18 protein-coding genes and 1 other RNA gene are annotated in these 24,445 nt (G+C 70.3%); 3 read left to right on the top strand and 16 right to left on the bottom strand.

The genetic code is table 11. The annotated features are described in order from the left end of the window. Positions 1 to 163: 163 nt before the first annotated feature. From MRBLWH11_RS10485 to ffs, 15 genes are all read right to left on the bottom strand, one after another. A complete protein-coding gene (locus tag MRBLWH11_RS10485) occupies positions 164 to 817 on the bottom strand; it encodes a thymidine kinase (RefSeq protein WP_341944832.1) in 654 nt (217 codons plus the stop codon). 9 nt (positions 818 to 826) lie between these two features. Then, on the bottom strand, positions 827 to 2,299 hold the full coding sequence (locus tag MRBLWH11_RS10480) for a malate:quinone oxidoreductase (protein WP_341944831.1): 1,473 nt from the start codon (positions 2,297 to 2,299) through the stop codon (positions 827 to 829). A gap of 93 nt (positions 2,300 to 2,392) precedes the next feature. Further along, positions 2,393 to 3,463, bottom strand: a complete 1,071-nt coding sequence (locus MRBLWH11_RS10475; protein WP_341944830.1) for an aspartate-semialdehyde dehydrogenase — start codon at positions 3,461 to 3,463, stop codon at positions 2,393 to 2,395. Positions 3,464 to 3,598: 135 nt separating this feature from the next. Beyond that, complete coding sequence (locus MRBLWH11_RS10470) at positions 3,599 to 4,879, bottom strand: aspartate kinase (RefSeq protein ID WP_116635958.1); 1,281 nt, start codon at positions 4,877 to 4,879, stop codon at positions 3,599 to 3,601. Positions 4,880 to 4,994: 115 nt separating this feature from the next. After that, a complete protein-coding gene (locus MRBLWH11_RS10465) occupies positions 4,995 to 5,957 on the bottom strand; it encodes a DMT family transporter (protein ID WP_341944829.1) in 963 nt (320 codons plus the stop codon). Further along, positions 5,954 to 6,547 (bottom strand): recombination mediator RecR, encoded by a 594-nt coding sequence (recR, locus tag MRBLWH11_RS10460; RefSeq protein ID WP_116635769.1) that lies wholly within the window; start codon positions 6,545 to 6,547, stop codon positions 5,954 to 5,956. Before recR ends, MRBLWH11_RS10465 begins: the two co-directional genes overlap by 4 nt. Then, positions 6,547 to 8,805 (bottom strand): DNA polymerase III subunit gamma and tau, encoded by a 2,259-nt coding sequence (locus MRBLWH11_RS10455; protein WP_341944828.1) that lies wholly within the window; start codon positions 8,803 to 8,805, stop codon positions 6,547 to 6,549. Before MRBLWH11_RS10455 ends, recR begins: the two co-directional genes overlap by 1 nt. Positions 8,806 to 8,851: 46 nt before the next feature. Next, entirely contained in the window at positions 8,852 to 11,365 is a 2,514-nt protein-coding gene (locus MRBLWH11_RS10450; protein WP_341944827.1) for a glycosyl hydrolase family 65 protein, read from the bottom strand. Then, positions 11,362 to 12,120 (bottom strand): HAD-IA family hydrolase, encoded by a 759-nt coding sequence (locus tag MRBLWH11_RS10445; protein ID WP_341944826.1) that lies wholly within the window; start codon positions 12,118 to 12,120, stop codon positions 11,362 to 11,364. Before MRBLWH11_RS10445 ends, MRBLWH11_RS10450 begins: the two co-directional genes overlap by 4 nt. A 105-nt stretch (positions 12,121 to 12,225) precedes the next feature. Continuing rightward, on the bottom strand, positions 12,226 to 13,446 hold the full coding sequence (locus MRBLWH11_RS10440) for an acetate kinase (protein ID WP_341944825.1): 1,221 nt from the start codon (positions 13,444 to 13,446) through the stop codon (positions 12,226 to 12,228). Continuing rightward, positions 13,443 to 15,599 (bottom strand): phosphate acetyltransferase, encoded by a 2,157-nt coding sequence (gene pta, locus MRBLWH11_RS10435; protein ID WP_341944824.1) that lies wholly within the window; start codon positions 15,597 to 15,599, stop codon positions 13,443 to 13,445. Before pta ends, MRBLWH11_RS10440 begins: the two co-directional genes overlap by 4 nt. 9 nt (positions 15,600 to 15,608) lie before the next feature. Next, the gene (locus tag MRBLWH11_RS10430; RefSeq protein WP_341944822.1) at positions 15,609 to 16,352 is read right to left on the bottom strand and encodes a hypothetical protein; all 744 of its coding nucleotides are present in this window, start codon (positions 16,350 to 16,352) and stop codon (positions 15,609 to 15,611) included. Next, positions 16,349 to 16,969, bottom strand: coding sequence for a rhomboid family intramembrane serine protease (locus tag MRBLWH11_RS10425; protein ID WP_341947822.1), 621 nt, complete (start codon positions 16,967 to 16,969; stop codon positions 16,349 to 16,351). Before MRBLWH11_RS10425 ends, MRBLWH11_RS10430 begins: the two co-directional genes overlap by 4 nt. 120 nt (positions 16,970 to 17,089) lie before the next feature. Further along, entirely contained in the window at positions 17,090 to 18,484 is a 1,395-nt protein-coding gene (locus MRBLWH11_RS10420) for a DUF222 domain-containing protein (protein WP_341944821.1), read from the bottom strand. Between the two features lie 362 nt (positions 18,485 to 18,846). Next, positions 18,847 to 18,943, bottom strand: an RNA gene (gene ffs / locus MRBLWH11_RS10415) — signal recognition particle sRNA small type. A gap of 144 nt (positions 18,944 to 19,087) precedes the next feature. Here ffs and MRBLWH11_RS10410 point away from each other — a divergent pair. From MRBLWH11_RS10410 to MRBLWH11_RS10400, 3 genes are read left to right on the top strand one after another with little or no spacing between them, the layout of a single operon-like run. Beyond that, entirely contained in the window at positions 19,088 to 20,077 is a 990-nt protein-coding gene (locus MRBLWH11_RS10410) for a MoxR family ATPase (RefSeq protein WP_116635762.1), read from the top strand. Positions 20,078 to 20,089: 12 nt separating this feature from the next. Next, complete coding sequence (locus MRBLWH11_RS10405; RefSeq protein WP_341944820.1) at positions 20,090 to 21,280, top strand: DUF58 domain-containing protein; 1,191 nt, start codon at positions 20,090 to 20,092, stop codon at positions 21,278 to 21,280. Next, positions 21,267 to 23,531 carry a DUF3488 and transglutaminase-like domain-containing protein gene (locus MRBLWH11_RS10400; protein ID WP_341947821.1) on the top strand — a complete coding sequence of 755 codons (2,265 nt, stop codon included), beginning with the start codon at positions 21,267 to 21,269 and terminating at the stop codon, positions 23,529 to 23,531. The genes MRBLWH11_RS10405 and MRBLWH11_RS10400 overlap by 14 nt, the downstream gene beginning before the upstream one ends. Positions 23,532 to 23,538: 7 nt before the next feature. On the opposite strand, the gene MRBLWH11_RS10395 is transcribed toward MRBLWH11_RS10400, so the two are convergent. After that, the gene (locus MRBLWH11_RS10395; protein ID WP_341944819.1) at positions 23,539 to 24,429 is read right to left on the bottom strand and encodes a rhodanese-related sulfurtransferase; all 891 of its coding nucleotides are present in this window, start codon (positions 24,427 to 24,429) and stop codon (positions 23,539 to 23,541) included. Positions 24,430 to 24,445: the final 16 nt, after the last annotated feature.

The raw sequence follows: 24,445 nt of genomic DNA, 5'->3' as shown, positions 1-24,445 counted from the left end.
TGGTCAGACCACGCAACGTCGGCGGCGCGAACCGGCCGAACCGCCCCTCTGTGCGCGAGCCGTCCCTTTGAGGACGCACCCAGAGGTGCCGTTCGCCCTCAAAGGGGCCGTTCGGCGAGAAGAGAGTCGGCGAGAAGAGAGTCGGCGAGAAGAGGTCGAGCGCTCAGCCCAGGCGTCCGCCGGACTCCTCGAGGTAGCAGGTGCCGCACAGCGACTCGTACGTCGTCAGCTCGGGCGCGGCGGAGCCGTCGGCCCCCTCGTCGATCGCGACCTGATCGCCGTCGAAGACGAACCGCCCTCCGATGACGCGGCCGTTGAACACGGCCTTCCGTCCGCAGCGGCAGATCGTCTTGAGCTCCTCCAGCGAGTGCGCGATCGCCAGCAGGCGGGCGGAGCCGGGGAACGCATGGGTCAGGAAGTCGTTGCGGATGCCGTAGGCCATGACCGGGATGCGATCCTCGATCGCGATCCGGAACAGGTCGTCGACCTGCGGTGGCGTGAGGAACTGCGCCTCGTCGATGAGGAGGCAGGCCACATCGACCGGCCCGCTCGGGATCAGCTCCTCTTCCGCCGAACGCCGGATGCGCTCGCGGTGCTCGCCGAACAGGCGCCGGGCGTCATCCCCCGGGCCGATCAGGAAGTCCACCTCGCGCGTGACGCCGAGCCGGCTGGCGATCTCGGACGCCCCCTTGGTGTCGATCGCGGGCTTGGCGAGCAGCACATGCTGCCCGCGCTCCTCGTAGTTGTACGCGGCCTGCAGCAGCGAGGTCGACTTGCCGGAGTTCATCGCGCCGTAGCGGAAGTAGAGCTTCGCCACGGTGCCGGCTCAGGCGTTGATGCCGAGGGTCGCGGCGGTCGCCGCCGTGGATTCCTCCGCGAGCTCGGCATCCTTGTTCAGCTGCTCGCCGAACGTCGGGATGAGCGCGCGCAGCTCGGGCTCCCAGCCCGCGTACTCAGCCGGGAAGCAGGTCTTGAGCAGCTGGAGCATGATCGGGACGGCCGTCGATGCGCCGGGCGATGCGCCGAGGAGGCCGGCTATCGATCCGTCGGCCGACGAGACCACCTCGGTGCCGAACTGGAGGATGCCGCCCTTCTGCGGATCCTTCTTCATCACCTGGGCACGCTGACCGGCGTCGATGAGGGTCCAGTCCTCGTCCTTCGCGGTCGGCATGAAGGTGCGCAGGCTGTCGACCTTCTTCGCGTGGTTCTTCAGCAGCTCGCCCACGAGATACGTGATGAGATCGGGGTTCTTGACCGCGACCTGCAGCATCGGCATCAGGTTGTGCGCGCGCACCTGCGAGACGATGTCGAGCATCGAGCCGTTCTTGAGGAACTTGGGGCTGAACGTCGCGAAGGGGCCGAACATGAGCGAGGCCTCCCCGCCCACGACGCGGGTGTCGAGGTGCGGGACCGACATGGGCGGGGCGCCGACCGAGGCCTGCGAGTACACCTTCGCCTTGTGCTGCGCGACGACCGTCGGGTTCGTCGTCTTGAGGAACTGTCCTCCGATGGGGAAGACGCCGTAGCCCTTGATCTCGGGGATGCCGGAGTTCTGCAGCAGCTTGAGCGCCCAGCCGCCCGCACCGACGAACACGAAGCGCGCCTTGACCTCGTTCGGGGTGCGGCCGATCGTCGTGCGGTACTTGACCAGCCAGCCGCCGCCCTTCTGCTTCTTCAGGCTGCGCACCTCGTGGTTCGTGCGCAGCTCGACGCCGGAGGCGGTGAGGTGGTCGAACAGCTGGTGCGTGAGGGCGCCGAAGTCGACGTCGGTCCCCGCCGGAACGCGTGTGGCCGCGAAGGGCTCGCCCTTGCGACGCTGCTGCATGAGGAGCGGCGCCCACTTGTTGATGACGCGCGAGTCCTCGCTGTACTCGATGCCCGCGAACAGCGGCTGCTCCTTGAGCACCTCGTAGCGGGCCTTGAGGTAGGCGACGTCCTTCTCGCCACGCACGAAGGTCATGTGCGGAGTCGCGTTGATGAAGGTCGACGGCGCGTCGAGCACGCCCTTGTCGACCAGCGACGACCAGAACTGACGGCTCTGCTGGAACTGCTCGTTGATCGAGACGGCCTTCGCCGGGTCGAGAGGCGCGTCGCCCTGCTGCGGCATGTAATTCAGCTCGCACAGGGCGGCGTGACCGGTTCCTGCGTTGTTCCAGGGGTTCGAGCTCTCCTGGGCGACATCGGAGAGTCGCTCGAAGGCGACGATCTTCCACTCCGGCTGCAGCTCGTGCAGCAGAGTACCCAGGGTGGCGCTCATGATGCCACCGCCGATCAGGACGACATCGACGTTTTCAGTCACCAGATCAGTCTAGTTCGGCCGCACGGGTCTCAGAGCCAGCCCAGGTCCGCGCGGACGGCCCGATGAGACCGGATGCGCATGGCGGCGATGCGGTCAGGCTATGACGGCGAGACGCTCGGCGAGCACCTCGGCGATCTGCACCGCGTTGAGCGCCGCTCCCTTGCGCAGGTTGTCGTTGCTGATGAACAGCACGAGACCCTTGCCCTCGGGTGCGGACTGGTCGGCGCGGATGCGACCGACGAAGCTCGGGTCCTTGCCGGCTGCCTGGAGCGGGGTCGGAACTTCTTCGAGGGCGACGCCGGGGGCCGCCGCGAGCAGCTCGGTGGCGCGCTCCGGTGTGATGTCCTTCGAGAACTCGGCGTGGATCGACAGCGAGTGCCCGGTGAAGACCGGGACACGCACGCAGGTGCCGGCGACGCGCAGGTCGGGCAGCTCGAGGATCTTGCGGCTCTCGTTGCGGAGCTTCTTCTCCTCGTCGGTCTCGTTCTGTCCGTCGTCGACGAGGTTGCCCGCGAACGGGATGACGTCGAAGGCGATGGGGGCGACGTACTTCTCGGGCTGCGGGAAGTCGACGGCCGAGCCGTCGTGCACGAGGCGGAGCGTGTCGCCCTGGGCGAGGACCCCCTCGATCTGTCCGAGCAGCTCCTGCGCACCGGCGAGGCCGGAGCCGGAGACCGCCTGATACGTCGAGACGATCAGGCGCTCGAGGCCGGCATCCGCGTGCAGCGCCTTCAGGACGGGCATGGCCGCCATCGTGGTGCAGTTCGGGTTCGCGATGATGCCCTTGGGGCGATCGTCGATCGCGTGCGGGTTGACCTCGCTGACGACGAGCGGGACCTCGGGGTCGTTGCGCCAGGCGCTCGAGTTGTCGACGACCACGGCGCCCGCCGCGGCGAAGCGCGGCGCGTAGGCGCGGCTGGCGGTCGCGCCGGCGGAGAACAGGGCGATGTCGATGCCGGCGGCAACCGCTGTCTCGACGTCTTCGACGATCACGGTCGCTCCGCCGAACTCAATCGCCGTGCCCGCGGAGCGCGACGACGAGAAGAGCCGCAGCTCGCGGATCGGGAACGCCCGCTCGGCGAGAATCTCGCGCATGACGGTGCCCACCTGGCCGGTGGCGCCGACGATGGCGACGGAGAGTCCTGAATCGGAGATGCGGGTCATGATGTTCCTTGGCGTCGTGCGGATGCTGCGTACGAAGCGTCGGGCGCAGCGTCGGGATGCGGATGCCGCGCCTGGCGCCGGTGTCAGGGTTGCGGTGAGTCTACCGCGCCGTCACGGGGGCGAGGGCGGGTGGGGTCAACGACCTGTGCCGGCGTGGACGGTGGCCTCGGAGTCGCCGTCGAGGCCGTAGGCCGTGTGCACGGTGCGTGCCGCCTCGGCGAGGTCGTCACCACGCAGCACGACCGAGATGCGGATCTCGGAGGTCGAGATCATCTCGATGTTGATGCCGCCGGCCGAGAGGGCCTCGAACAGCGTCGCTGAGACGCCGGAGTGCGTGCGCATGCCGGCGCCGACGACCGAGAGCTTGCCGATCTGGTCGTCGTGCACGAGGTTCTGGAATCCGACCTCGTTCTGCTCGGCGGCCAGGGCCTTGAGCGCTGCCGCGGCATCCGCCTTGGGGACGGTGAACGAGATGTCGGTGCGGCCCGTCGCGGAGACGTTCTGCACGATCATGTCGACGTTCGCGCCGGACCTCGCCACGATCTTGAAGATCTCGGCCGCCTTGCCCGGTACGTCGGGGACACCGGCGACGGTGATCTTGGCATGGCTGAAATCGGTGGCCACACCGGCGACGATCGGTTCTTCCATGACTGCTCCCTCGGCTTCGCGCGGGTTCTTCATACCCTCGCCCAGAACGTACGTGCCCTCGGCCGACGAGAACGTCGACCGGGAGTGGATGAGCACGCCGTGACGGCGTGCGTATTCGACGGCGCGGATGTACAGCACCTTGGCGCCGTTGGCGGCGAGCTCGAGCATCTCCTCCGTCGAGACGTGATCGAGCTTCTGCGCCTTCGGGATCACCCGGGGGTCCGCCGTGTAGATGCCGTCGACGTCGCTGTAGATCTCGCAGACGTCGGCCCCGAGCGCTGCGGCCAGGGCGACCGCCGTGGTGTCGGAGCCGCCGCGGCCGAGGGTCGTGATGTCTCGGGTGTCGCGGTTGAAGCCCTGGAAGCCGGCGACGATGACGATCGCGCCCTCGTCGAGCGCTTCGCGCAGGCGCACGGGCGTCACATCGACGATGCGGGCCGCGCCGTGCTGCGAGTCGGTGATCATGCCGGCCTGGCTGCCGGTGAAGGAACGCGCCTCGAAACCCATCGAATGGATGGCCATCGCCAGCAGCGCCATCGAGATGCGCTCACCGCTCGAGAGGAGCATGTCCAGTTCGCGCGGCGCGGGGATGGGAGCGACCTCGTTCGCGAGGTCGAGCAGCTCGTCGGTCGTGTCGCCCATGGCGCTGACGGCGACGACCACGTCGTGCCCGGCGCGACGCGTGTCGACGATGCGCTTGGCGACGCGCTTGATGCTCTCTGCGTCGGCGACAGAGGAGCCGCCGTACTTCTGCACGATGAGGGCCACGTTCACTCCCGGGGATGGTGGGCGGATCCGCCCACCGCTCATTCTACGATCGGCCCGTATACCCCGCCGCGCATGTGTCGCGGAGGGACGAGCAGACGGGCAGCGCGTCGAGGCGTCAGGGAGCCGGCGGCAGCGCTGCGGCGGGAGGCGGATCGGATGCGAGCGGATCGGAGCCGAGCGGGTCGCCGGTGGCGCGCCGCAGGCGCCCGCCGGTCGCCGCGAACCAGCATCCGGCGATGATGAGCGGGAATCCGATGAGCAGCCCGGGCGTCAGCGGTTCGGAGAGCACGATCGCGCCGAGCACGATCGCCACGACGGGGTTCACGTAGGTGAACAGCGGCGCGCGCACCGGTCCGACCTCGCGGATGAGGGCGAAGAACGCGAGGAACGCGACGGCCGTGCAGATCACCGCGAGAGCGAGGAGCGCGCCGATGGACGGCAGCGTCGGGACCTCGTGCTGGGTGAGCAGACCGATCGGGAGGTAGAGGATGCCGATCATCAGCAGCGACAGCGTGATCGTGCCGAGCGAGGGCACATCGGCGAGCTTGCGCGCCACGATGAACGGGGCGATCGCGTAGAGGACCGCGACGAGCAGCACCTCGCCCGCGGCGAGCAGGCTGACCTCGCCGCCGAACAGCCCCGGTCCCGCCACCACGATCCCGACGCCCACGAAGCCGACGAGGAGGCCGATGCCCCGCGCAGGGCGGAGCACGCCGCGATCCCCTCCGCCGAGGGCGATCAGGGCCGCGAAAAGGGGCACCGTGGCGACCAGAAGACCGGTCATGCCCGAGGGCAGCGTCATCTCGGCATGCCCCAGCAGCACGAAGGGACCGGCCATCTCGACCAGCCCGAAGGCCAGCACCCACGGCCAGTGCTTGAGGGCGGCGCGCAGCGCCCCGCCGCGGAGGGCGAACGGCAGCAGCAGCACTGCGGCGATGAGAGTGCGGCCGGCCACGATCGCGGGCGGGGAGAGCGACTCGACCGCGATGCTGATGAAGAGATAGGGCACGCCCCACAGCAGCGCCATCGCGCCGAAGAGGAGCCAACCGCGGCGGGAGAACCCTCCCTGGGCGTTCACAGGACGCGCCGGCCCTCGAAGGCGCGACCGAGGGTGACCTCGTCGGCGTATTCGAGGTCGCCGCCGACCGGGAGGCCGGAGGCCAGCCGCGAGACGGTGATCTGCATGGTCGTCAGCAGTCTGCTGAGGTAGCTCGCCGTGGCCTCGCCCTCGAGGTTGGGGTTGGTGGCCAGGATGACCTCCTGCACGGTGCCGTCGGCCAGCCGCGTCATGAGCTGGGCGATGCGCAGATCGTCGGGGCCGATGCCGGCGATGGGGCTGATCACGCCGCCGAGCACGTGGTACAGCCCGCGGAACTCTCTGGTGCGCTCGATGGCCGCGACGTCCTTCGCGTCTTCGACGACGCAGATCAGGGCCTGACTGCGTCGAGGGTCGCGGCAGATCGCACACCGCTCCTGCTCGGCGACGTTGCCGCACACCTCGCAGAACCGCACGCGGATGCGGATCTCGGTGAGCAGCTCCGCGAGGCGGGCGACGTCGAACGTCGGCGTCTGCAGGATGTGGAACGCGATGCGCTGGGCCGACTTCGGCCCGATGCCGGGGAGCCGACCGAACTCGTCGATCAGCTCCTGAACGATGCCGTCGTACATCAGGAGAACCTCGTCGGGGGCTCGTAGGGCTCTTCGCGCAGGAAGGTCGCGCCGAGCACCTGGCGGATCACGGCCTCACCGTAGCGCTGCACTCCCCCGACGGAGGGCGCGCGATCGGTGACGACGGGCGGAGCGGCGGGTGCACGCTGCGCCCGGGGAGTTACGGGAGCAGCGGGAGCGGACGGCCCCCGCTGTTCCTGACGCGGCGGCGGTCCCTGTGACGCTCCGGCCGGCTCGTAGGCCGGGTCGTACGGCGGCTCGTCGTCGAAGGCGGGAGCATCGTCGTCGCCCGGAAGGGGAGGCTCGTCACGATCCACGGCGCCGTCGGCGGGGGGAACGGGCGCGGATGCCGCCGCCTCGACCTCTTCGGGCTCGTCATCGACGGGAAGCGGGGATGCCGGCGCCGGCGCCTCGCCCGCGGGCTCCGCCGTGGGGATGGGGGCGACCGCCCACTCCGTCACGGAGGGAGCGGACGCGCCACGGACCTGCGGACGGGAGGACCCCGCTGACGCAGGCTCCGATGCGGGCGCGGCGTCGGACGGTGCCGAGGCGGCGGATGCCGCGGGCTGGCGCGGCGCACCGCCGGAAGGCATCGGAGCGGGGATGTACTTCACACGCACGCCGAGCTCCTGCTCGATGGCCGTGCGCAGGTGGTCGGACGGTCCGGAGCCGGGCGTCGTCCCCTTGAACTTGGCCACGTCGTGCTGGCTCGTGAAGCCGAGCGTCAGCACGTCGCTCTCCGTGACGTACGCCAGCGGCTGCACCGCTGTCGCGAGCAGCCAGGACGTGCGGCTGATGCCCTCGAGACGCGTGAGCACGGCGGGCCAGGCGGCGGTGACGCTCTCCAGGGTCACCGGCCCCGCGGGGACAGCCGTTGCGGGAGCGGCTTCCGGCGCGGGCGGCGCGGCATCCGGAGCCGCCGTCGTCTCGGCCGAGGTCTCGACGGTCGGAGCATCGACGGCAGGGGTCGCGACAGCAGCGACCGCCGGCTCAGGTGCCGCAGCGGCCGTTGCCGGTGCGGATGCCGCCGGTGCCGGTGCCGCGGCGGGCCTCGATGCCTCGGCGGCCGGCGCCTGGGCACGGGAGGCGGGAGCCGCCGGGCGCTCGGCAGCGGCCGCTGGAGCGGTCGCCACGGCATCCGTCGCTCCGGCGAGCACGCGCGCCACCATGAGCTCGAGGTGCAGGCGCGGGGAGGTCGCACCGCTCATGTCGTCGAGAGCCGCGCTGACGACGTCGGCCGTGCGCGAGAGGCGGGAGGCGCCGAAGGCCGCCGCCTGCCCGCGCATGCGCTCGAGGTCGTCTTCGGCGATGCCGCGCAGGACAGCCGACGCACCGGCGCCGACGGCGGCGATCACGATGAGGTCGCGCAGCCGCTCGAGCAGATCGTCGACGAAGCGACGGGGGTCCTGACCGGTCTGCACGACGCGGTCGATCGCGGGGAAGGCGGCTGCGGCGTCGCCCGCGGCGAGCGCGTCGACGATCTCGTCGAGCAGGGCCGCGTGCGTGTACCCGAGGAGGGCGACGGCACGGGCGTACCCGACGGTGACGGTCTCGGAGCCGGCCGGGGCGTCGGAGCCGGCGATCAGCTGGTCGAGCAGCGACAGGGTGTCTCGCGGAGACCCTCCGCCGGCACGGACCACGAGCGGGAGCACGCCCTGCTCGACGATCACGCCCTCTTCGCCGCAGAGCTTCGCGACGTACTCGAGCATCGCGGCGGGCGGGACGAGACGGAACGGGTAGTGGTGCGTGCGCGAGCGGATCGTGCCGAGCACCTTCTCGGGCTCGGTCGTCGCGAAGATGAACTTCACGTGCTCCGGCGGCTCCTCGACGAGCTTCAGCAGCGCGTTGAACCCCTGCGGCGTCACCATGTGCGCCTCGTCGAGGATGAAGATCTTGTAGCGGTCACGGCTCGGGGCGAACGTCGCCCGCTCGCGGAGGTCGCGCGCGTCGTCGACGCCGTTGTGACTCGCGGCGTCGATCTCGACGACGTCGAGCGATCCCCCGCCGGCGCGGGAGAGCTCGACGCAGCTGTCGCAGGTGCCGCAGGGCGTGTCGGTCGGCCCTGCCGCGCAGTTCAGGCAGCGGGCGAGGATGCGCGCCGAGGTCGTCTTGCCGCACCCGCGCGGCCCGGAGAACAGGTAGGCGTGCCCGACACGGTCACCGCGCAGCGCGGTCATCAGCGGATCGGTCACCTGGGACTGCCCGATCATCTCGCCGAACGTCTCGGGTCGGTAGCGGCGGTAGAGGGCTGTGGTCACCTCAACAGCCTACGGCGTGCCACCGACACTTCGGCGGGTCACCTGATCAGTCGATCGGCTCGATGATCGGGATCGTCGTCGTGATGACCGGAACGGATGCCGAGAGCCTCGTGCCGTCCTCGCGCAGCGCGTCGGCGAACTGCCGCAGCGTCGGGCGTCCGGGGATCAGCGGCCCCTGGTCGGCGAGCGGGACCACGATGGCCTCGTCGGTCGTCGCGATGTACGCGACGTCCCGCACGGTGAACGCGACGGGCGCCCCGCTGCGCACCCGCAGCCGGAGCTGATCCTTCGTCACCGTGACCTGCAGATCCGATCCCTGCCACTGCAGCGGGAACGACAGCGAGGGCCAGTCCGCCGGCAGGCGCGGATCGAAGCTGAGCTCGCCCGCGTAATCGCGCATGCCGCCGAAGCCGCAGACGAGCGCCGTCCACACCCCGCCGGCGGAGGCGACGTGCACACCGTCGGCGGCGTTGTGGTGCAGATCGTGCAGGTCGACGAACAGCGACTGCTCGAAGTACCGCTGGGCGAGGTCCTGATATCCCACCTCGGCGGCGAGGATGGACTGCACGACCGCCGACAGCGTGGAATCACCGGTCGTCAGCGGGTCGTAGTAGTCGAAGTCGGCCCGCTTCTCCTCCGGGGTGAAGTGGTTGCCCTGCAGGAACAGCGCGAGCACGACATCCGCCTGCTTCAGCACCTGGAACCGGTAGATCACCAGCGGGTGGAAGTGCAGCAGCAGCGGACGCTGATCGGCCGGCGTCTGGGCGAGGTCCCAGACCTCGCGCTCGAGGAAGAGCGAATCCTGCGGGTGGATGCCGAGGCTCTCGCTGTACGGGATGAACATGGCCTCTGCGGCGCGCTCCCACGCCTCCGCCTCGCCCGAACCGAGACCCGTGCGCTCGACGAGCCGGGTGTAGTCCTCGGGATACGTCTCCTGGATCTCCCGCACGATCCGCGCCGCATAGCGGAGGTTGTACCGCGCCATCACGTTCGTGTACAGATTGTCGTTCACGACCGTCGTGTACTCGTCGGGGCCGGTCACGCCGTGGATGTGGAAGGTCTCGATCGTCTCGCCCGCGCCGGGCTCCTCCATCAGCCGGGACCCTCGCCAGAAGCCGAGGGTCGCCCAGAGCCGCGCCGTCTCGATCGCGATGTCGGCGCCTTCGCGCCGCAGGAAGTCCTCGTCGCCCGTGGCGCGCACGTACTTGCCGAGCGCGAAGCTCACGTCGGCGTTGATGTGGTACTGCGCGGTGCCGGCGGCGTAGTAGGCCGATGCCTCCTCGCCGTTGATGGTCCGCCAGGGGAACAGCGCGCCGGCCTCGTTCAGCTGCGCGGCCCTGCGGCGGGCGGCGGGGAGCATCTGGACGCGGGCGCGGAGCGCGTTGCGCGCCCACTGCGGCGACGTGTAGGTGAGGAACGGGAGCACGTAGATCTCGGTGTCCCAGAAGTAGTGGCCGCTGTAACCCGAGCCCGAGACGCCCTTCGCCGGCACGCCGGTGCCGTCGGCGCGGGCCGACGCCTGCGCGAGCTGCAGCAGGCACCACCTGGTCGCCTGCTGGATGTCGTCGCGCCCGCCGATCTGCACGTCGCTGCGCTCCCAGAACGCGGCGAGCCAGTCGGCCTGCCGACGGAACTGCGTCTCGACGCCCTCCACCGCGACCCGGTCGAGGGAGCGGCGGCAGCGGTCGACGAGCTCGCGCGGCGGCACACCCCGCGAGGTGTGGTAGCTGACGAGCTTGGTGATCCGGATCGGGACGCCGGCCTTCGCCTGCACGCGGAACACGTTCTTGGCGATGTCGGGTTCGACGAGCTGACGGGCGCTGTACTCGTTGTCGGTCTCGATGATGTGGTCGGCGACCACCGCGACCGTCATGCCCGAGTCGGCCACCTGGTACGACAGCGTCGCGCGCAGGCCGTCTTGCCAGTACTCGGCGGGCTCGAGCACCCGATCCGCGATCTTCTCGGCCTTGCGAGGGTCGAAGCCGGCCTTCTTCTTCTGCGCCGCCACCGGCGTTCCGGCATAGACGTTGCCGCCGTCCTGCCGGTTGAGCAGCTGGCAGCTGATCGTCACCGGGGCGTCGGAGTTCTCGACCGTGACCTCGAGGCGGAGGATCGCCAGGTGCCGCTCCTCGAAGCTGACGATGCGCTCGTCGCGGATGCGCACGCGCTTGCCCGACGGGGTCTCCCAGACGACGAGTCGCTCCAGGACGCCGGTGCGCATGTCGAGGGTGCGCTGGTACTCGCGCACGTCGGCCTCGTCGAACGACATCGGCTCGTCGTCGACGTAGACGCGCATGATCTTCGCGTCGGGCGCGTTGACGATGGTCTGCCCCACCTCGGCGAAGCCGTAGGCCTGCTCGGCGTGGCGGATCGGCCAGGTCTCGTGGAGCCCGTTGATGAAGGTTCCGTGCTCGTGGGCGCCGCGGCCCTCGATGTGGTTGCCGCGGAGGCCGAGGTAGCCGTTGCCGACCGAGAACAGCGTCTCGCCCACGCCCTCCTCGGAGTAGCTCGTCTCGATGAGACGCCACGGGTCGACGGGGAAGCGGTCGCGGTCGATCATGCGGTCTCCGGGTTCTCGGTGCGGGTCTCGGAAAGGAAGACATCGAGGTCGTCGACGACGACGGTGGCCCCGGCGTCGCGCAGCGCGTCGGCGCCCGTGCCGCGATCGACGCCGACGACCGTGGCGAAGCCGGCTGCGGCGGCGGATGCGGCGCCCGACGTGGCGTCCTCGACGGCCACGGACCGGGCCGGGTCGACGCCGAGGGCGGCGGCGCCCGCGGCGAACATGTCGGCGGCGGGCTTGGAGGCGAGGCCGTCGCGCTCGGCGACGACGCCGTCGACGACGATCCGGAAGAAGTCACGGAGCCCTGCGGCCCCGAGCACCTCCTCGGCGTTCTTCGAGCTCGACACCACGCCGAGGGGCACACCGGCGGCGTGCAGCTTCTCGACGAGGGCGAGGGATCCGGGGTACGGCGCGATGCCCTCGCTGCGCAGTGAGACCGCGAAGGCGGCGTTCTTGCGGTTGCCGATGCCGCAGATCGTCTCGGCGGCGGGATCGTCGTCGACGTCGCCCCAGGGGACCTCGACGTTGCGACTCTGCATCAGGCTGGCGACGCCGTCGTAGCGTTTCTTGCCGTCGACGAAATCGAAGTAGTCGGCGTCGCTGTACGCAGGGGTGATGCCCCAGCGTGCGAAGACGTCGTCGAACACGACCTTCCATGCCCGCATGTGCACCTCCGCCGTCGGCGTCAGGACGCCGTCGAGGTCGAAGAGCACACCGTCGGCGTGGAGCAGATCGGGCAGGGCTTCTGGCACAGGAGCCTCCAGGAGAAGGGCGATGAGGGTTCGGCACCTCTCCGTGCCACTGTGCAAGCGTAATGCGGTGCGGCCCGGCGGGGTAACCCCTGACACGGCATCCGCTCAGAGGAGCCCTGCGGTCTGGCGGGCGATCTGCAGCTCCTCGTTCGTCGGGACCACGAGGACCGTGACGGGAGACGCATCGGCGGAGATGCGACGGATGCCGCGCTCGCGAGCCTCGTTGCGCGAGGGGTCGATCTCGACCCCGGCGAATCCGAGGGTCGCCAGGGCTTCGGCTCTCACGCGCGCCGCGTTCTCTCCCACGCCCGCCGTGAAGGAGATGACGTCCACCCCGCTCAACTGGGCGATGTAGGCGCCGGCGTACGCGCGGAGTCGATGGATGTAGACGTCGAAGGCGAGCGTCGCAGCATCGTCTCCCTCGTCCACACCGGCGAGGATGTCGCGCATGTCGCTGCGACCGGCGAGGCCGAGGAGCCCGCTGCGGCTGTTGAGCAGGCGGTCGAGGTCGTCGATCGACAGCCCGGCGCGCCGCGACAGGTGCACGAGGGCGGCGGGATCGAGGTCGCCGGATCGGGTGCCCATCACGAGGCCCTCGAGCGGGGTGAGGCCCATCGACGTCTCGACCGAGCGACCGCCGTCGATCGCGGTGACCGAGGCGCCGTTGCCGAGGTGGAAGACGATCTGCCGGAGGTCGGCGAGATCTCTGCCGAGGAACGCTGCCGCCTTCTCGCTCACGTACTGGTGGCTGGTGCCGTGGAAGCCGTAGCGGCGCACCCGGTGCTCGGCGGCGAGCGCGGCGTCGATCGCGTAGGTGAAGGCGGCCGGCGGCAGCGTCTGGTGGAAGGCGGTGTCGAACACGGCGACGTGCGGCACGGCCGTGAACACGGCCTTCGCCGCACGGATGCCGGCCAGGTTCGCCGGATTGTGCAGCGGCGCGAGCACCGCGAGCTCGTCGATCTGGCGTTCGACGTCGGCGTCGATCAGCGTCGGGGCGTAGAACCGGGCGCCGCCGTGCACCACGCGATGGCCGACGGCCACCGGCGGGCGCTCCTCCAGCGACGGGCCGTGCGCCGCGAACTGCTCCAGCATCACGGCGAAGGCGGCGTGGTGGTCGGCCACCGGCAGCTCGGACCGGTAGGTCGCATCGAGCACGGTCGGCACGGCATCCGCGGTCGTCTCCGGCCGGACCGTGTGCGAGACCGGGCTGGCGTCCTGGCCGATCCGCTCGATCAGGCCGTTCGCGAGCTCTTCCTCGGTCTCGACGTCGATCAGGCTGTACTTCAACGAGGAGGATCCGCTGTTGATCACCAGGATGGCGCTCATGCCGCGCCCTCGTCCGCGCTCTGGTCTTCCGCGCTCCGGTCTCTCGCGCTCTGGGCCTGGATGGCCGTGATCGCCACCGTGTTGACGATGTCGTCGACGAGAGCCCCGCGGGAGAGGTCGTTGATCGGCTTGTTGAGGCCCTGCAGCACCGGCCCGATGGCGACGGCGCCGGCGGAGCGCTGCACCGCCTTGTACGTGTTGTTGCCGGTGTTGAGGTCGGGGAAGACGAAGACGGTCGCCCGGCCCGCCACCGCGGAGTCGGGGAGCTTGGCTTTGGCGACGGCGGCGTCCGCCGCCGCGTCGTACTGGATCGGGCCTTCGACGAGCAGCTCGGGAGCCCGTTCGCGCACCAGGGCGGTGGCCGCACGGACCTTGTCGACGTCGGCTCCGGATCCCGACTCCCCCGTCGAATACGAGAGCATCGCGATGCGCGGCTCGATGCCGAACTGGCGGGCCGTCGCCGCCGAGGACACGGCGATGTCGGCGAGCTGCTCGCTCGTCGGGTCGGGGATCACGGCGCAGTCTCCGTAGACGAGCACGCGGTCGGCGAGCGCCATGAGGAAGACGCTGGAGACGACGGTCACGCCCGGCTTCGTCTTGATGATCTCGAACGACGGCCGGATCGTGTGCGCCGTCGTGTGCGCGGCGCCCGAGACCATGCCGTCGGCCAGGCCGAGGTGCACCATCATCGTGCCGAAGTACGAGACGTCGGTCACGGTGTCGGCAGCCTGCGCCAGGGTGATGCCCTTGTGCGCCCGCAGGCGGGCGTACTCGGCGGCGAAGCGCTCGACCAGTTCGGGATCGGTGGTGCTGACGACCCGGGCCGCGGTGATGTCGACGCCGAGCTCGACGGCCCGCGCCCGCACCGACGCCTCGTCGCCGAGGATCGTGAGATCCGCGACCTCCCGGGCGAGCAGCGTGGCGGCGGCACGGAGGATGCGGTCGTCGTCGCCCTCGGGGAGGACGATGTGGCGCCGGTCGGCGCGCGCCCGCTCGATGAGGCCGTACTCGAACATGAGCGGCGTCACCACCCGCGATTCGGCGAGCCCGAGCTGCGTGGTCAGCTCGGTGATGTCGACGTGCGTCTGGAAGAGGCCGAGGGCGCGATCGTAGCGGGCTCGCGAGTCCGGCGAGATCACGCCGCGGGTGCCCATCACCCGCACCGCCGTGTCGTAGGTGCCGAGGTCGGTCGTGATGATCGGCACCGACGACGAGAAGCCGTCGAGGAGCTGCACGATCGGCTCCGGAAGAGGGAACGGTCCGTTGAGGATGATGCCGGCGATGCGCGGGAACGTGCCGGACGAATCGGCGAGCAGCGCCGCGAGGAGCACCTCGGTGCGATCCGCCGGGATCACCACGACCGCCTCCTCGGTCAGGCGCGGGAGCACGTTCACCATCGACATCCCGGCGACGACGATCGTGAGCGCCTCGCGTCCGAGCCTGTCGTCGTCACCCTTGAGGAGCTTCCCGTCGACGGCGGCGAGGATGCTGCGGATCGAGGGCGCGACCAGCGCACGGTCCTCCGGGATCGCCCAGACGGGCGTCCCTGCCTCCGGAAGCGCTCCGGAGACCTCGGCGACGATGTCGTCGAGAGCGGCGGGATCGGCGCGGTTGACGACCACCGCGAACAGCTCGGCGCGCTCCTCGGCGAGCTCCGACAGCGCGAGGGCGGCGATCTGGCTGACGGCCGACGCGGTGCGCGCGGTCGTCGTGCCGAGCTGCTCGGCCTGACGCTGCTGATCGCGGCCGCTGAGCACGAGCAGCACGGGAGATCCGAGGTTCGCGGCGATCCGGGCGTTGTAGCCGAGTTCGGCCGGGCTCGCGACGTCGGTGTAGTCGCTGCCGATGATCACGACCGCGTCGCACTGCGCCTCGACCGCCTTGAATCGCGCGACGATGGTCGACAACGCCGCGTCGGGGTCGTGGCGGACATCGTCGTAGGTGACGCCGATGCAGTCGTCGTAGTCGAGGTGCACGCCGTCGTGGGCGAGCATCAGGTCGAGGATCTCGTCGCGCTCGGTGACCGACCGGGCGATCGGGCGGAACACGCCCACCCGCGGCGACACGCGCATCAAGGCGTCGAGCGCCCCCAGGGCGATCGTCGACTTTCCGGTATGGCCTTCGGCCGAGGTGATGTAGATGCTCCGCGCCACGGGTTCAGCTTAGGCGGGGTCTGCCGTGCACGTGCCGGACAGGGCATCGACGATCGCGGCGGCGTCCTCCTGGAAGCGGGCGTAGTAGTCGCGGTCGGTGTTCACCTGCACGCGATGGATCGCGTGCGAAGGCGGCAGCTGCTGCCAGTCGGGCACTCGTCCGAGTCGCTCGTAGAACATCGTCGCCGCGGTGGCCGGATCCATCCGCGCCTCGACCGTGCCCCACCACTCCTGCTGCTGGAACAGGCCGATGCTGGTGGTGGGCGTGCCGTCGGGGTTGGTGAAGCCCCTGGTCTCCCAGTCGCCGTAGTCGATGTTCTCCAGGCTGCTCTCCCCCATCGCCGTCATGACGCCGAGGATCTGCCCGTCGCGTCCGAACCCGAGGGCGGATGCCGTGCGCACGATGGTCGCGGCGTTCTCGAGCTGCTCGCCGCTCCAGCCTTCGATGCCCGCCTCCGGGAAGGTCTTCGGGTCGTCGAGGCAGATCGCCGCGGGATCGCGGGCGAGCCCGAGCGGGATCAGCACCAGGAGCGCGACGGCCGCCGCGACCGCTCCGGTCGAGATCAGGATGCGACGCAGCATCCGCCGACGACGCAGGCGGATCACCGCCTGACGGCGGGCTCCGGGCTTCCGGCGCTTGGTCGCCCTCTTCCTCGTCGTTCCCCGCGCGGCGGTTCGCGCCGCGGCGGCGCGGGGCTTCGAGGTCTTCCGAGGTCGCGCCCTTCGCTGCGGGTTGGCCCGACCGCGGCTCATGGGGTCAGCACTTCGCGATCCGGTCGTCGTCGCCGCCCGGCGAGCGCGGCGACGCCGCCGCCGATGGCGCCGAACAGATGACCCTGCCAGGACACGCCTTCCGCCGCCCCGAAGACACCGGCGAGCATCGACCCTCCGTAGAGGGAGATGACGATGAGGGCGATGACGGCATAGAGGATGCGGTGCGCGACGCGGCCGGGAGCGAAGACGCGCATCACGACATAGCCGAAGTAGCCGAACACCAGGACGGAGGCGCCGACGGTCAGGGTGCCGGGCGCGTTGACGAGCCACGTGCCGAGTCCGCCGACGATCGCGACGATCGACGTGACCGCCCAGAACCGCCGTGCGCCTTCGACGGCGACCAGGCAGCCGAGCACGAGGAAAGGCACGGAGTTGGCGATGAGGTGAGCCCAGTTCGCGTGCAACAGCGGGCCGAGCACGATGCCGCCGAGACCGGTGACGTCCCAGGACCGCAGGCCGAATCCGGTGAAGGAGCCGGGCAGGATCGCGTCGACGAACTGGACGAGCCACATCAACGCGAGCAGCGCGACCGGCGACACGAAACGGCCGAGAGCGTTCGAGGTGCTCTGCGTGTTCGGGCTGTTGCGGGGCGGCATGACGGTCACCTGCTGATTGTCGCAGGCGTACCCCGGAGACGACTGAGCACGGCAAGCCGATCGGTCACATCGCGGTCGAGCGCGCGGCAGCGACGTCGGGCGCGGATGCCAGGTTCGGGTTCAGCTGCCGGCGCGGATGTGGGTGAGGCGGGTGGGGATGCTCGGTCTCGGGGCGCGCCATCTCCCGTGGGGGTCCCACCAGGCCGGTCCGCGGATCTCGGGGACGCCGGCGTTCATCCGGATCTCCCACCCCGACGTGTCCAGCGACCGGTGATGCCACCAGCACAACGCGACCCCGTTATCGGTATGGGTTTGCCCACCCCGCGCATGCTCGACCACGTGATGGATCTCACACCACGACGCCGGGACATGACACCCGGGGATCAGGCACTCCTTGTCGCGAGCGAGGATCGCCCGCCGTTGATGCACCGGGAACATCCGATCGGTGACACTGATGCCGACGATCCGTCCCTCGTCGAAAAGGACACGTTGGATCGACCCGGCACAGGCCGTGTGCGCAGCGACATGCAGCCCGACCGGGGCGAGGGACCCGGCGATCCGCGCCCACCCGGTACCGGCCGCGACATCCTTCGCCTCCACGTGCACGACCAGCGTCGGCGACGCTCCACCCAGAGTGGGCATCTCCTCATGCCGCGCCGCGATCCCCAGCGCCGCAGCGAGCGCGTCGTGCCGCTTCTGTCCCGCACTGCGCCGATCAAACGCCTCCGGCTCATCGGCGGCCGAGTCATTCCGGTGCGGCTCATCCGTGCGCGCTTCGTCCCCTGGGGGCTGATCGGAGTCCTGGAACTGCACGCCGGGCATCGGGGGTCCGTCGGTCTTCGGGTTGCATTGCGCGTCGATGATCGCCTGCAACTGCGCCGCGACATCCGGGAGCAGATGCCCGCGGATCGCATGCAACCCGTCCTTCAACCGGCCGATCGTGAGGGACCGCTGATGCCGCGCGCCCTGCTCCGACGGCTCCGGACCGTCCGGGTCCAACACCATCGCCAACACCTGCGCGAACTGCCGCAGATCCTCCGGCGTCGCCGCGGGCGCGTCATCCGCCTCGGGTGCAGCGTCGATGTCGCTGTCATCCGCGTCGGTCTCGACATCCCGCTCCGCTGCACGGCACCCGCGGGCGTAATCCGCGAGCGCGGCATCCGCTTCCCAGAGAATTTCGCGCCCGAACCGGTGCGCGGCCCTGTCGATCGGCGTGATCGCCGCAAGGAAACCCGCAACCCCGACCACACCGTCGAGCAGCGCTTCCCGCAACGCCGGATACCGGGCAGGCAACCGCTCCCCTGACGACGGGCTCACGTCCCGGCGCACCGCATCCGCGACCTTCCCGACCCGCGTCGCCCCGGCCACATCCACCCGCAACACCCGCTGCAACAACTCGTTCTGCCCCCGACAGCCGAACGAGTGCGAGAAATCCGGATCCGCGGACGCGGTCGTCTCGACCACCACCGCCTGGATACGCCGGAACGCCGCCCCCGCGATACGCAGCACATCCATCCGCTCCGCGTCAGGCAGACCCGCCAACCCGTCACCGGACAGCACAGAATCGAGCTCGGCGACGACCCGATCCAAGATGTCCGTGCGGCTGTTCATAACCCCCAGTCAACCTGGGGCCACCGACATTCAGACCCATAAAAGACCCCGATCAGAATGCTTTTCCGATATATCAGAATGCAGTTCCAGAGCCTTCGCTTCGTCTCCGCCCGAGCAGACGACCACCGCCGAAGCCGCGACAGCACAGACATGGCTCGTCGACGCATTCAAAGACCCACGGCATCCGGCACCTCCACGATTTCGGAATCGGGGGAAGATGCCGCGGACGCAGGGACGCACATGGCATCGACCCGCTCGAGGGCAAAGAAAATGACCCTCCGCGCACCCAGCAGAGCCCGGTTACCCTTGCTGCGTTTCCGCCCTGGGGGAATTGGCCTGGATGCCGCCACGCGGAGAGCCGAGATCCATCCTAACCCGACGCGCACGAACCCCCGAATCGTGGGGCGCCCGCGTCCGCATCCTCAGGGAAAGCTGCCAGAGCGCCGACCCCTCCGCAGGGTTACGATCGAGTAACGCGCACCGAGGCGCCAACGCGAGAGGGAACGCATGCCAGAGAACTCCCCCCGGATCCCGGCGATGATCGACGCCGACGCGTTCGCCGCGCAGACCTCGGCGATCCTGTCGTCGATCGGCCAGGTGATCGACGGGAAGCCGGATGCCGTGCGCAGCGCTCTCGTCTGTCTGCTGGCGGAGGGCCACCTTCTCATCGAGGACGTTCCCGGGGTCGGCAAGACCATGCTGGCTCGAGCCCTCGCTGCGAGCGTCGACGCGACGGTGCGCCGCATCCAGTTCACCCCCGACCTGCTCCCCGGCGACGTGACCGGCGTCTCGGTCTACAACCCGGTCGACCGCGAGTTCGAGTTCAAGCGCGGAGCGATCTTCGCGCACATCGTGATCGCCGACGAGATCAACCGCTCCTCCCCCAAGACGCAGTCCGCCCTGCTCGAGGCGATGGAGGAGGGCCAGGTCACGGTCGACGGCGCCACGCATCCGCTCCCGAAGCCGTTCCTCGTGGTCGCGACGCAGAATCCCCTGGAGATGGAGGGCACCTACGCGCTGCCGGAGGCCCAGCGCGACAGGTTCATGATGCGCATCTCGATGGGGTATCCGGATGCCGCCGCCGAAGCCCTCATGCTCCGCCAGCGCGATGTGGTGAATCCGCTGGCCGCGGTCTCGCCGGTGGCGAACGCGCTGTCGATCTCGCAGCTGATCGCCTGGGCCCGGTCGGTCCATGTCGCCCCGGCCCTCGAGGAGTACGCGGTCGCGCTCGCCCAGGCCACGCGCTCCGACCCGAACCTCCACCTCGGGGCGAGCCCCCGCGCCACGCTGCAGCTCGTCCGATCGGCCAAGGTCTGGGCAGCACTCGACGGGCGCGACTTCGTGATCCCGGACGACATCACCGCGCTGCTGATCCCGGTGCTCGCCCATCGTCTTCTTCCCGCGCGCGGTGCGCATCGCGCCGGCGCGCAGCCCGTCGAGGCCGCTCTCACCCAGATCGTGGAACGGGTGCGCGTCCCCGTCGCGACGCGCTCCTGACCGGGACCCCCGATGCGCCGCCGCCGAACACTCACCGCACGGGGCACGGGTGCGCTCGTCGCGGCGCTGGGGTGCATGATCGCCGCCAACCTCGTCGGCGCGCGCATCCTCCTCTATCTCGGCCTGCTGCTCGCGCTGCTGACGCTGTTCTCGGTCATCGCCGTCCGCGTGCCCCGTCGCTCCGGCACCGTGACGCGGCGCATCTCCACCGACCTGCTCACCGTGTCGGAGGCGTCTCGGGTGACCGTGCGCTTCACCCTCCGCGCTCTGCGGGTGCCGCGCGGACTCTGGCATGATGTGCTGCCCGATGCGGTGACCGGCGATTCCGGCGGCGAGTATCCGCCGGAGACGGGACAGCTCAGCTATCTGATCACCGGAGTGCGCCGCGGCGTCTGGCCTCTCGGACCGCTGATGCTGCGCACCGTCGACCCCTTCGGCTTGGCGCAGCGCGAGCAGTCGTTCGGCGACACCCGGAGCATCACCGTCGTGCCGGAGATCTTCACGCTCGCACCGCTCGCCGTGCGCGTGGGAGCCGCCGGCGGCACCGCGCACACGTCGTCGAGCCGTCTCGGTCAGGGCAGCGACAACCTCTCGCCGCGCGGCTACATCCCCGGCGACTCCATGCGCCGCATCCACTGGCGGGCGACCGCGCACCGCGGGCAGCTGATGGTGCGGCAGGAGGAAGAGGAGTCCAGCCCGGATGCCGTGGTCGTGCTCGACCGCAGCGGTCGACGGTGGGACACCCCGGGTGCGCACGCCGACCCGGCCTTCGAGACCGCGGTGTCGATGTGCGCCTCGACGGCCGTGCACCTGGCCGGCGAGGGATACAGCGTCGACGTGATCGACAGCGCCGGCGCGCTGCTCGGCACGCTGCGCGGCCACGAGGACGATCGCGACGGGCTGCTGGTGGCGCTGGCCATGGTCGCGCCGCGCGGAGAGAGCCGGGACCTCGCCACGCTCATCGGGGGAACGCCGCCGGGGCCGCTGGTGTACATCACGGGTCGCCTGGACGAGGAGGACGCCGCCCTGCTCCGTCCGTCCGGAGCGACAGCGCCGATGCTGTTCAGCACCGAGCTCCTCGACGGCGCCGCGGCCGCCGCCACTCAGCACGGCTGGACCGTGTCGCCCCTGGGAGCCGACGTCGCCGAGGCCTGGGAAGACGCGGTCTCCGCGCGGATCGGTGTCGGTGATGTTCCGCGCTGAGCGAGCGGCGACGGCGAGCGCGCAGCCGACGACGCCGCCGCGCTGGCACCGCGAGCACGAGGACCCGGCCCGTGTGGTCGCCACGGGGGCACTCGCCGCAGCGGCCTCCTTCGTCGCCCTGTGGCCGTTCACCTCCGTCATCGATCCGGGCGCGTGGTCGTTCACCGTCGTCATCGTCGTCGTCGTGGTGGCGGGTACCGGGATGCTGATGCGCCACCTCCTGCGGCGGCGGCCGCCGTGGCTCGGCGACGTGCTGACATTCGCCGTCCAGCTGGTGGTGGCGGTCGCCGTGGTCACGCAGCTGGTCGCCGGCGACACCGCGTTCCTCGGCATCTTCCCGACCTCGACGACGCTGACCCTCTTCGGCGCCCTCGGCGCCGCCGCCTGGGAGCAGGTCGTCTTCGGAACAGCACCGCTCGACCCCTCACCCGGGCTCGCGGCGGCCATGGGCTCGGGGTTCGCTGTCATCGCGATCCTCCTGGATCACCTCGTCGCGCACCGCTCCGCCGTGATCGCGGCGCTGCTGACCGGAGTGGTCGGCGCGATCCCGATGATCGTCACGCTGGGCGAACCCCACGTCGTCTGGTTCGTGATGCTCGGCGTGCTGGTCCTCATCCTGTTCCGGTTCACCGCGCGGCGGCATCCGCTCTCCCCGAGCCGCTCGTCCACGTCGATCGCCGTCACCGTCGGCGCGGCGGCCCTGGCGGCGACCGTCGTGATCGCCCCCGCGCTCCCGGTGGCCGCGAACCTCGCGGGAACCGGGGTCGGCGTCACGGTCGACGCCTCCCTGCGGCTGGGCGACGATCTGCGCCAGCCGAACCCGGTCGAGGTGCTCACCGTCGCGGCGAAGGGCGAGATCGCCCCGTACCTGCGCCTCACCACCCTGTCGCGCTTCGACGGCCGCGTCTGGCAGCCGGATCGCGGCGATCTGCAGTCGCAGGACGAAGGCTTCGGCGACCCGGAGTGGAGCCCGGACGTCGCGACCGAGGAGCAGACGACCTCGATCCGCATCCTCCGCATGTCGAGTTCCTGGCTGCCCGTGCCCTATCCGGCCACCAGCGTGCAGGGTCTCACCGGCTCCTGGCGGGTGTCGGTCGACAACCGCACCCTCGTCTCGCGCAGCGCGGATGCCGCGGGCAACGACTACACCGTCGGTTCGACGCGAGTGACCCCGACCCTCGAGCAGATCCGTGCCCTCGATGCCGCGCAGCCCGTCATCGATCCCGACGCGGAACCGGTCGAGCTGCCCGAGATCATCGCGGCTCTCGCAGACGAGGTCACAGCGGAGGCCGGCACCGACTACGACCGGCTCGTCGCCCTGCAGACCTGGTTCCGCTCCGAGTTCATCTACTCGCTGGAGACCCCGGTCGAAGAGGGCTTCGACGGCACCGGCGCGGAAGCGGTCGCCCAGTTCCTCGATGAGCGATCGGGTTACTGCGTGCACTTCGCGGGGGCGTTCGCGCTCATGGCGGAGAGCCTCGGGATGCAGACGCGCATCGTCGTCGGCTACCTGCCCGGAGCGCTGACCGACGAGAAGCGCGGCGAGGAGTCCGTGTTCTCGGTGTCCAGCGATCAGCTGCACTCCTGGCCGGAGGTGCTGTTCCCCGGCGTGGGGTGGGTGCCGTTCGAGCCCACCGCCTCGCTCGGTGTTCCGACGGCCTTCCGTGCCGGCGCGGTCGAGGGCGGCGGGACGGGCGGACCTTCCGCTCCCGCACCGACGACGGCTCCGCAGGCCGAGGAGTCCGCAGGACCCGAGATCGAACGCGGCGACGCGGCGGACGATGCCGGAACCGGCGGAGAGCTGCGCCGACTCGACCCGTTGCCCGTGGTGCTCACGGCGGTGGGAGCGATCGTGCTGCTGCTCCTCCCCGCTCTGATCCGCCGCATCGAGCGGGTGCTGCGTCTGCGCCGCGCGGCACGGGGCGACGCGGCGGCGGTGTGGGCCGAGCTGCGCGACACCCTGATCGATCTGCAGCTGCCGGTCTCGGATGCCGACACCCCGCGGATGCGTGCGGCTGACCTCATCCGGGACAGCGCCGTCGATCCGGAGGCGATGAGCCGGCTGACCGATGCCGTCGAACGGGCGAACTACGCGCGCACCGGTGCGGCGCCGATCGACCTCGCCGCCCCGTTGGGTGTCGTCCTCGGACGCCTGCGTCGCAGCGTCGATCGTCCGACGCAGGTGCGCGCCCTGCTCCTCCCCCGCTCGCTGTTCGCGACGAGGAGCACGGCGGGGGCGGTTGCGGCCTGAATCTGCGTCAGGCCGCGTGCGCGGCGCAGGGCACGGACTCGCAGTCGGCGCAGACGACGAACTGGGCTCGGCAGGAGAGATCGGGGCAGTTGGCCGTGCGCTTGGTCGCCGCACCGCAGCCGACGCATTCGCCGACGATCTGCGCGTGCTCGGAGAAGTCGATCGAGCCACGCCTGTCGAAGACGTAGAGCGAGCCCTCCCACAGGCCGTCGTCGCCGTACTTCTCGCCGTAGCGGACGATCCCGCCTTCCAACTGATACACCTCGCCGAACCCGCGCGCCGTCATCAGGCTGGACAGCACTTCGCAGCGGATGCCACCGGTGCAGTACGTGACGACGGGCTTGCCCTTGAGATCGTCGTAGGCGCCGGAGTCGAGGAGCTCGACGAAGTCCCTCGTGGTCTCGGTGTCGGGAACGACCGCTCCTCGAAAGCGACCGATCTGCGCCTCGAGGGCGTTACGCCCATCGAAGAAGACGACGTCGTCACCACGCTCGTCCACGAGCTCGTGCAGCGCTTCGGGCGTGAGCCTCGTTCCTCCGCCGATCACACCGCGCTCGTCGACCTTCAGTTCACCTGGGGCGCCGAAAGACACGATCTCGTCGCGCACCTTGACGCTGAGCTTGGGGAAGTCGAGGCTGCGTCCCTCGGCATCCAGCCCGGTCCCCTCGCTCCACTTGATGTCGGCATCGGCGAAAGGGACGTAGGAGCGGAAGGAGCGCGACCACTTCTTCAGCGCACGGACATCGCCTCCGAGCGTGCCGTTCACGCCGTCCTTCGAGATGATGAGGCGCCCGCGCAGGCCGAGTGCCTCGCCGAGGTCGCGCTGCCAGAGGCGGATCGCCTCGGGGTCGGCGAGGGGAGTGAAGGCATAGAACAGGACGATCTTCGGGGTTGCCACCTAGGGATCCTACGTC

This window comes from Microbacterium sp. LWH11-1.2, assembly GCF_038397745.1.
GTDB lineage: Bacteria > Actinomycetota > Actinomycetes > Actinomycetales > Microbacteriaceae > Microbacterium.
This window is presented reverse-complemented; position numbering and strand designations above follow the sequence as displayed.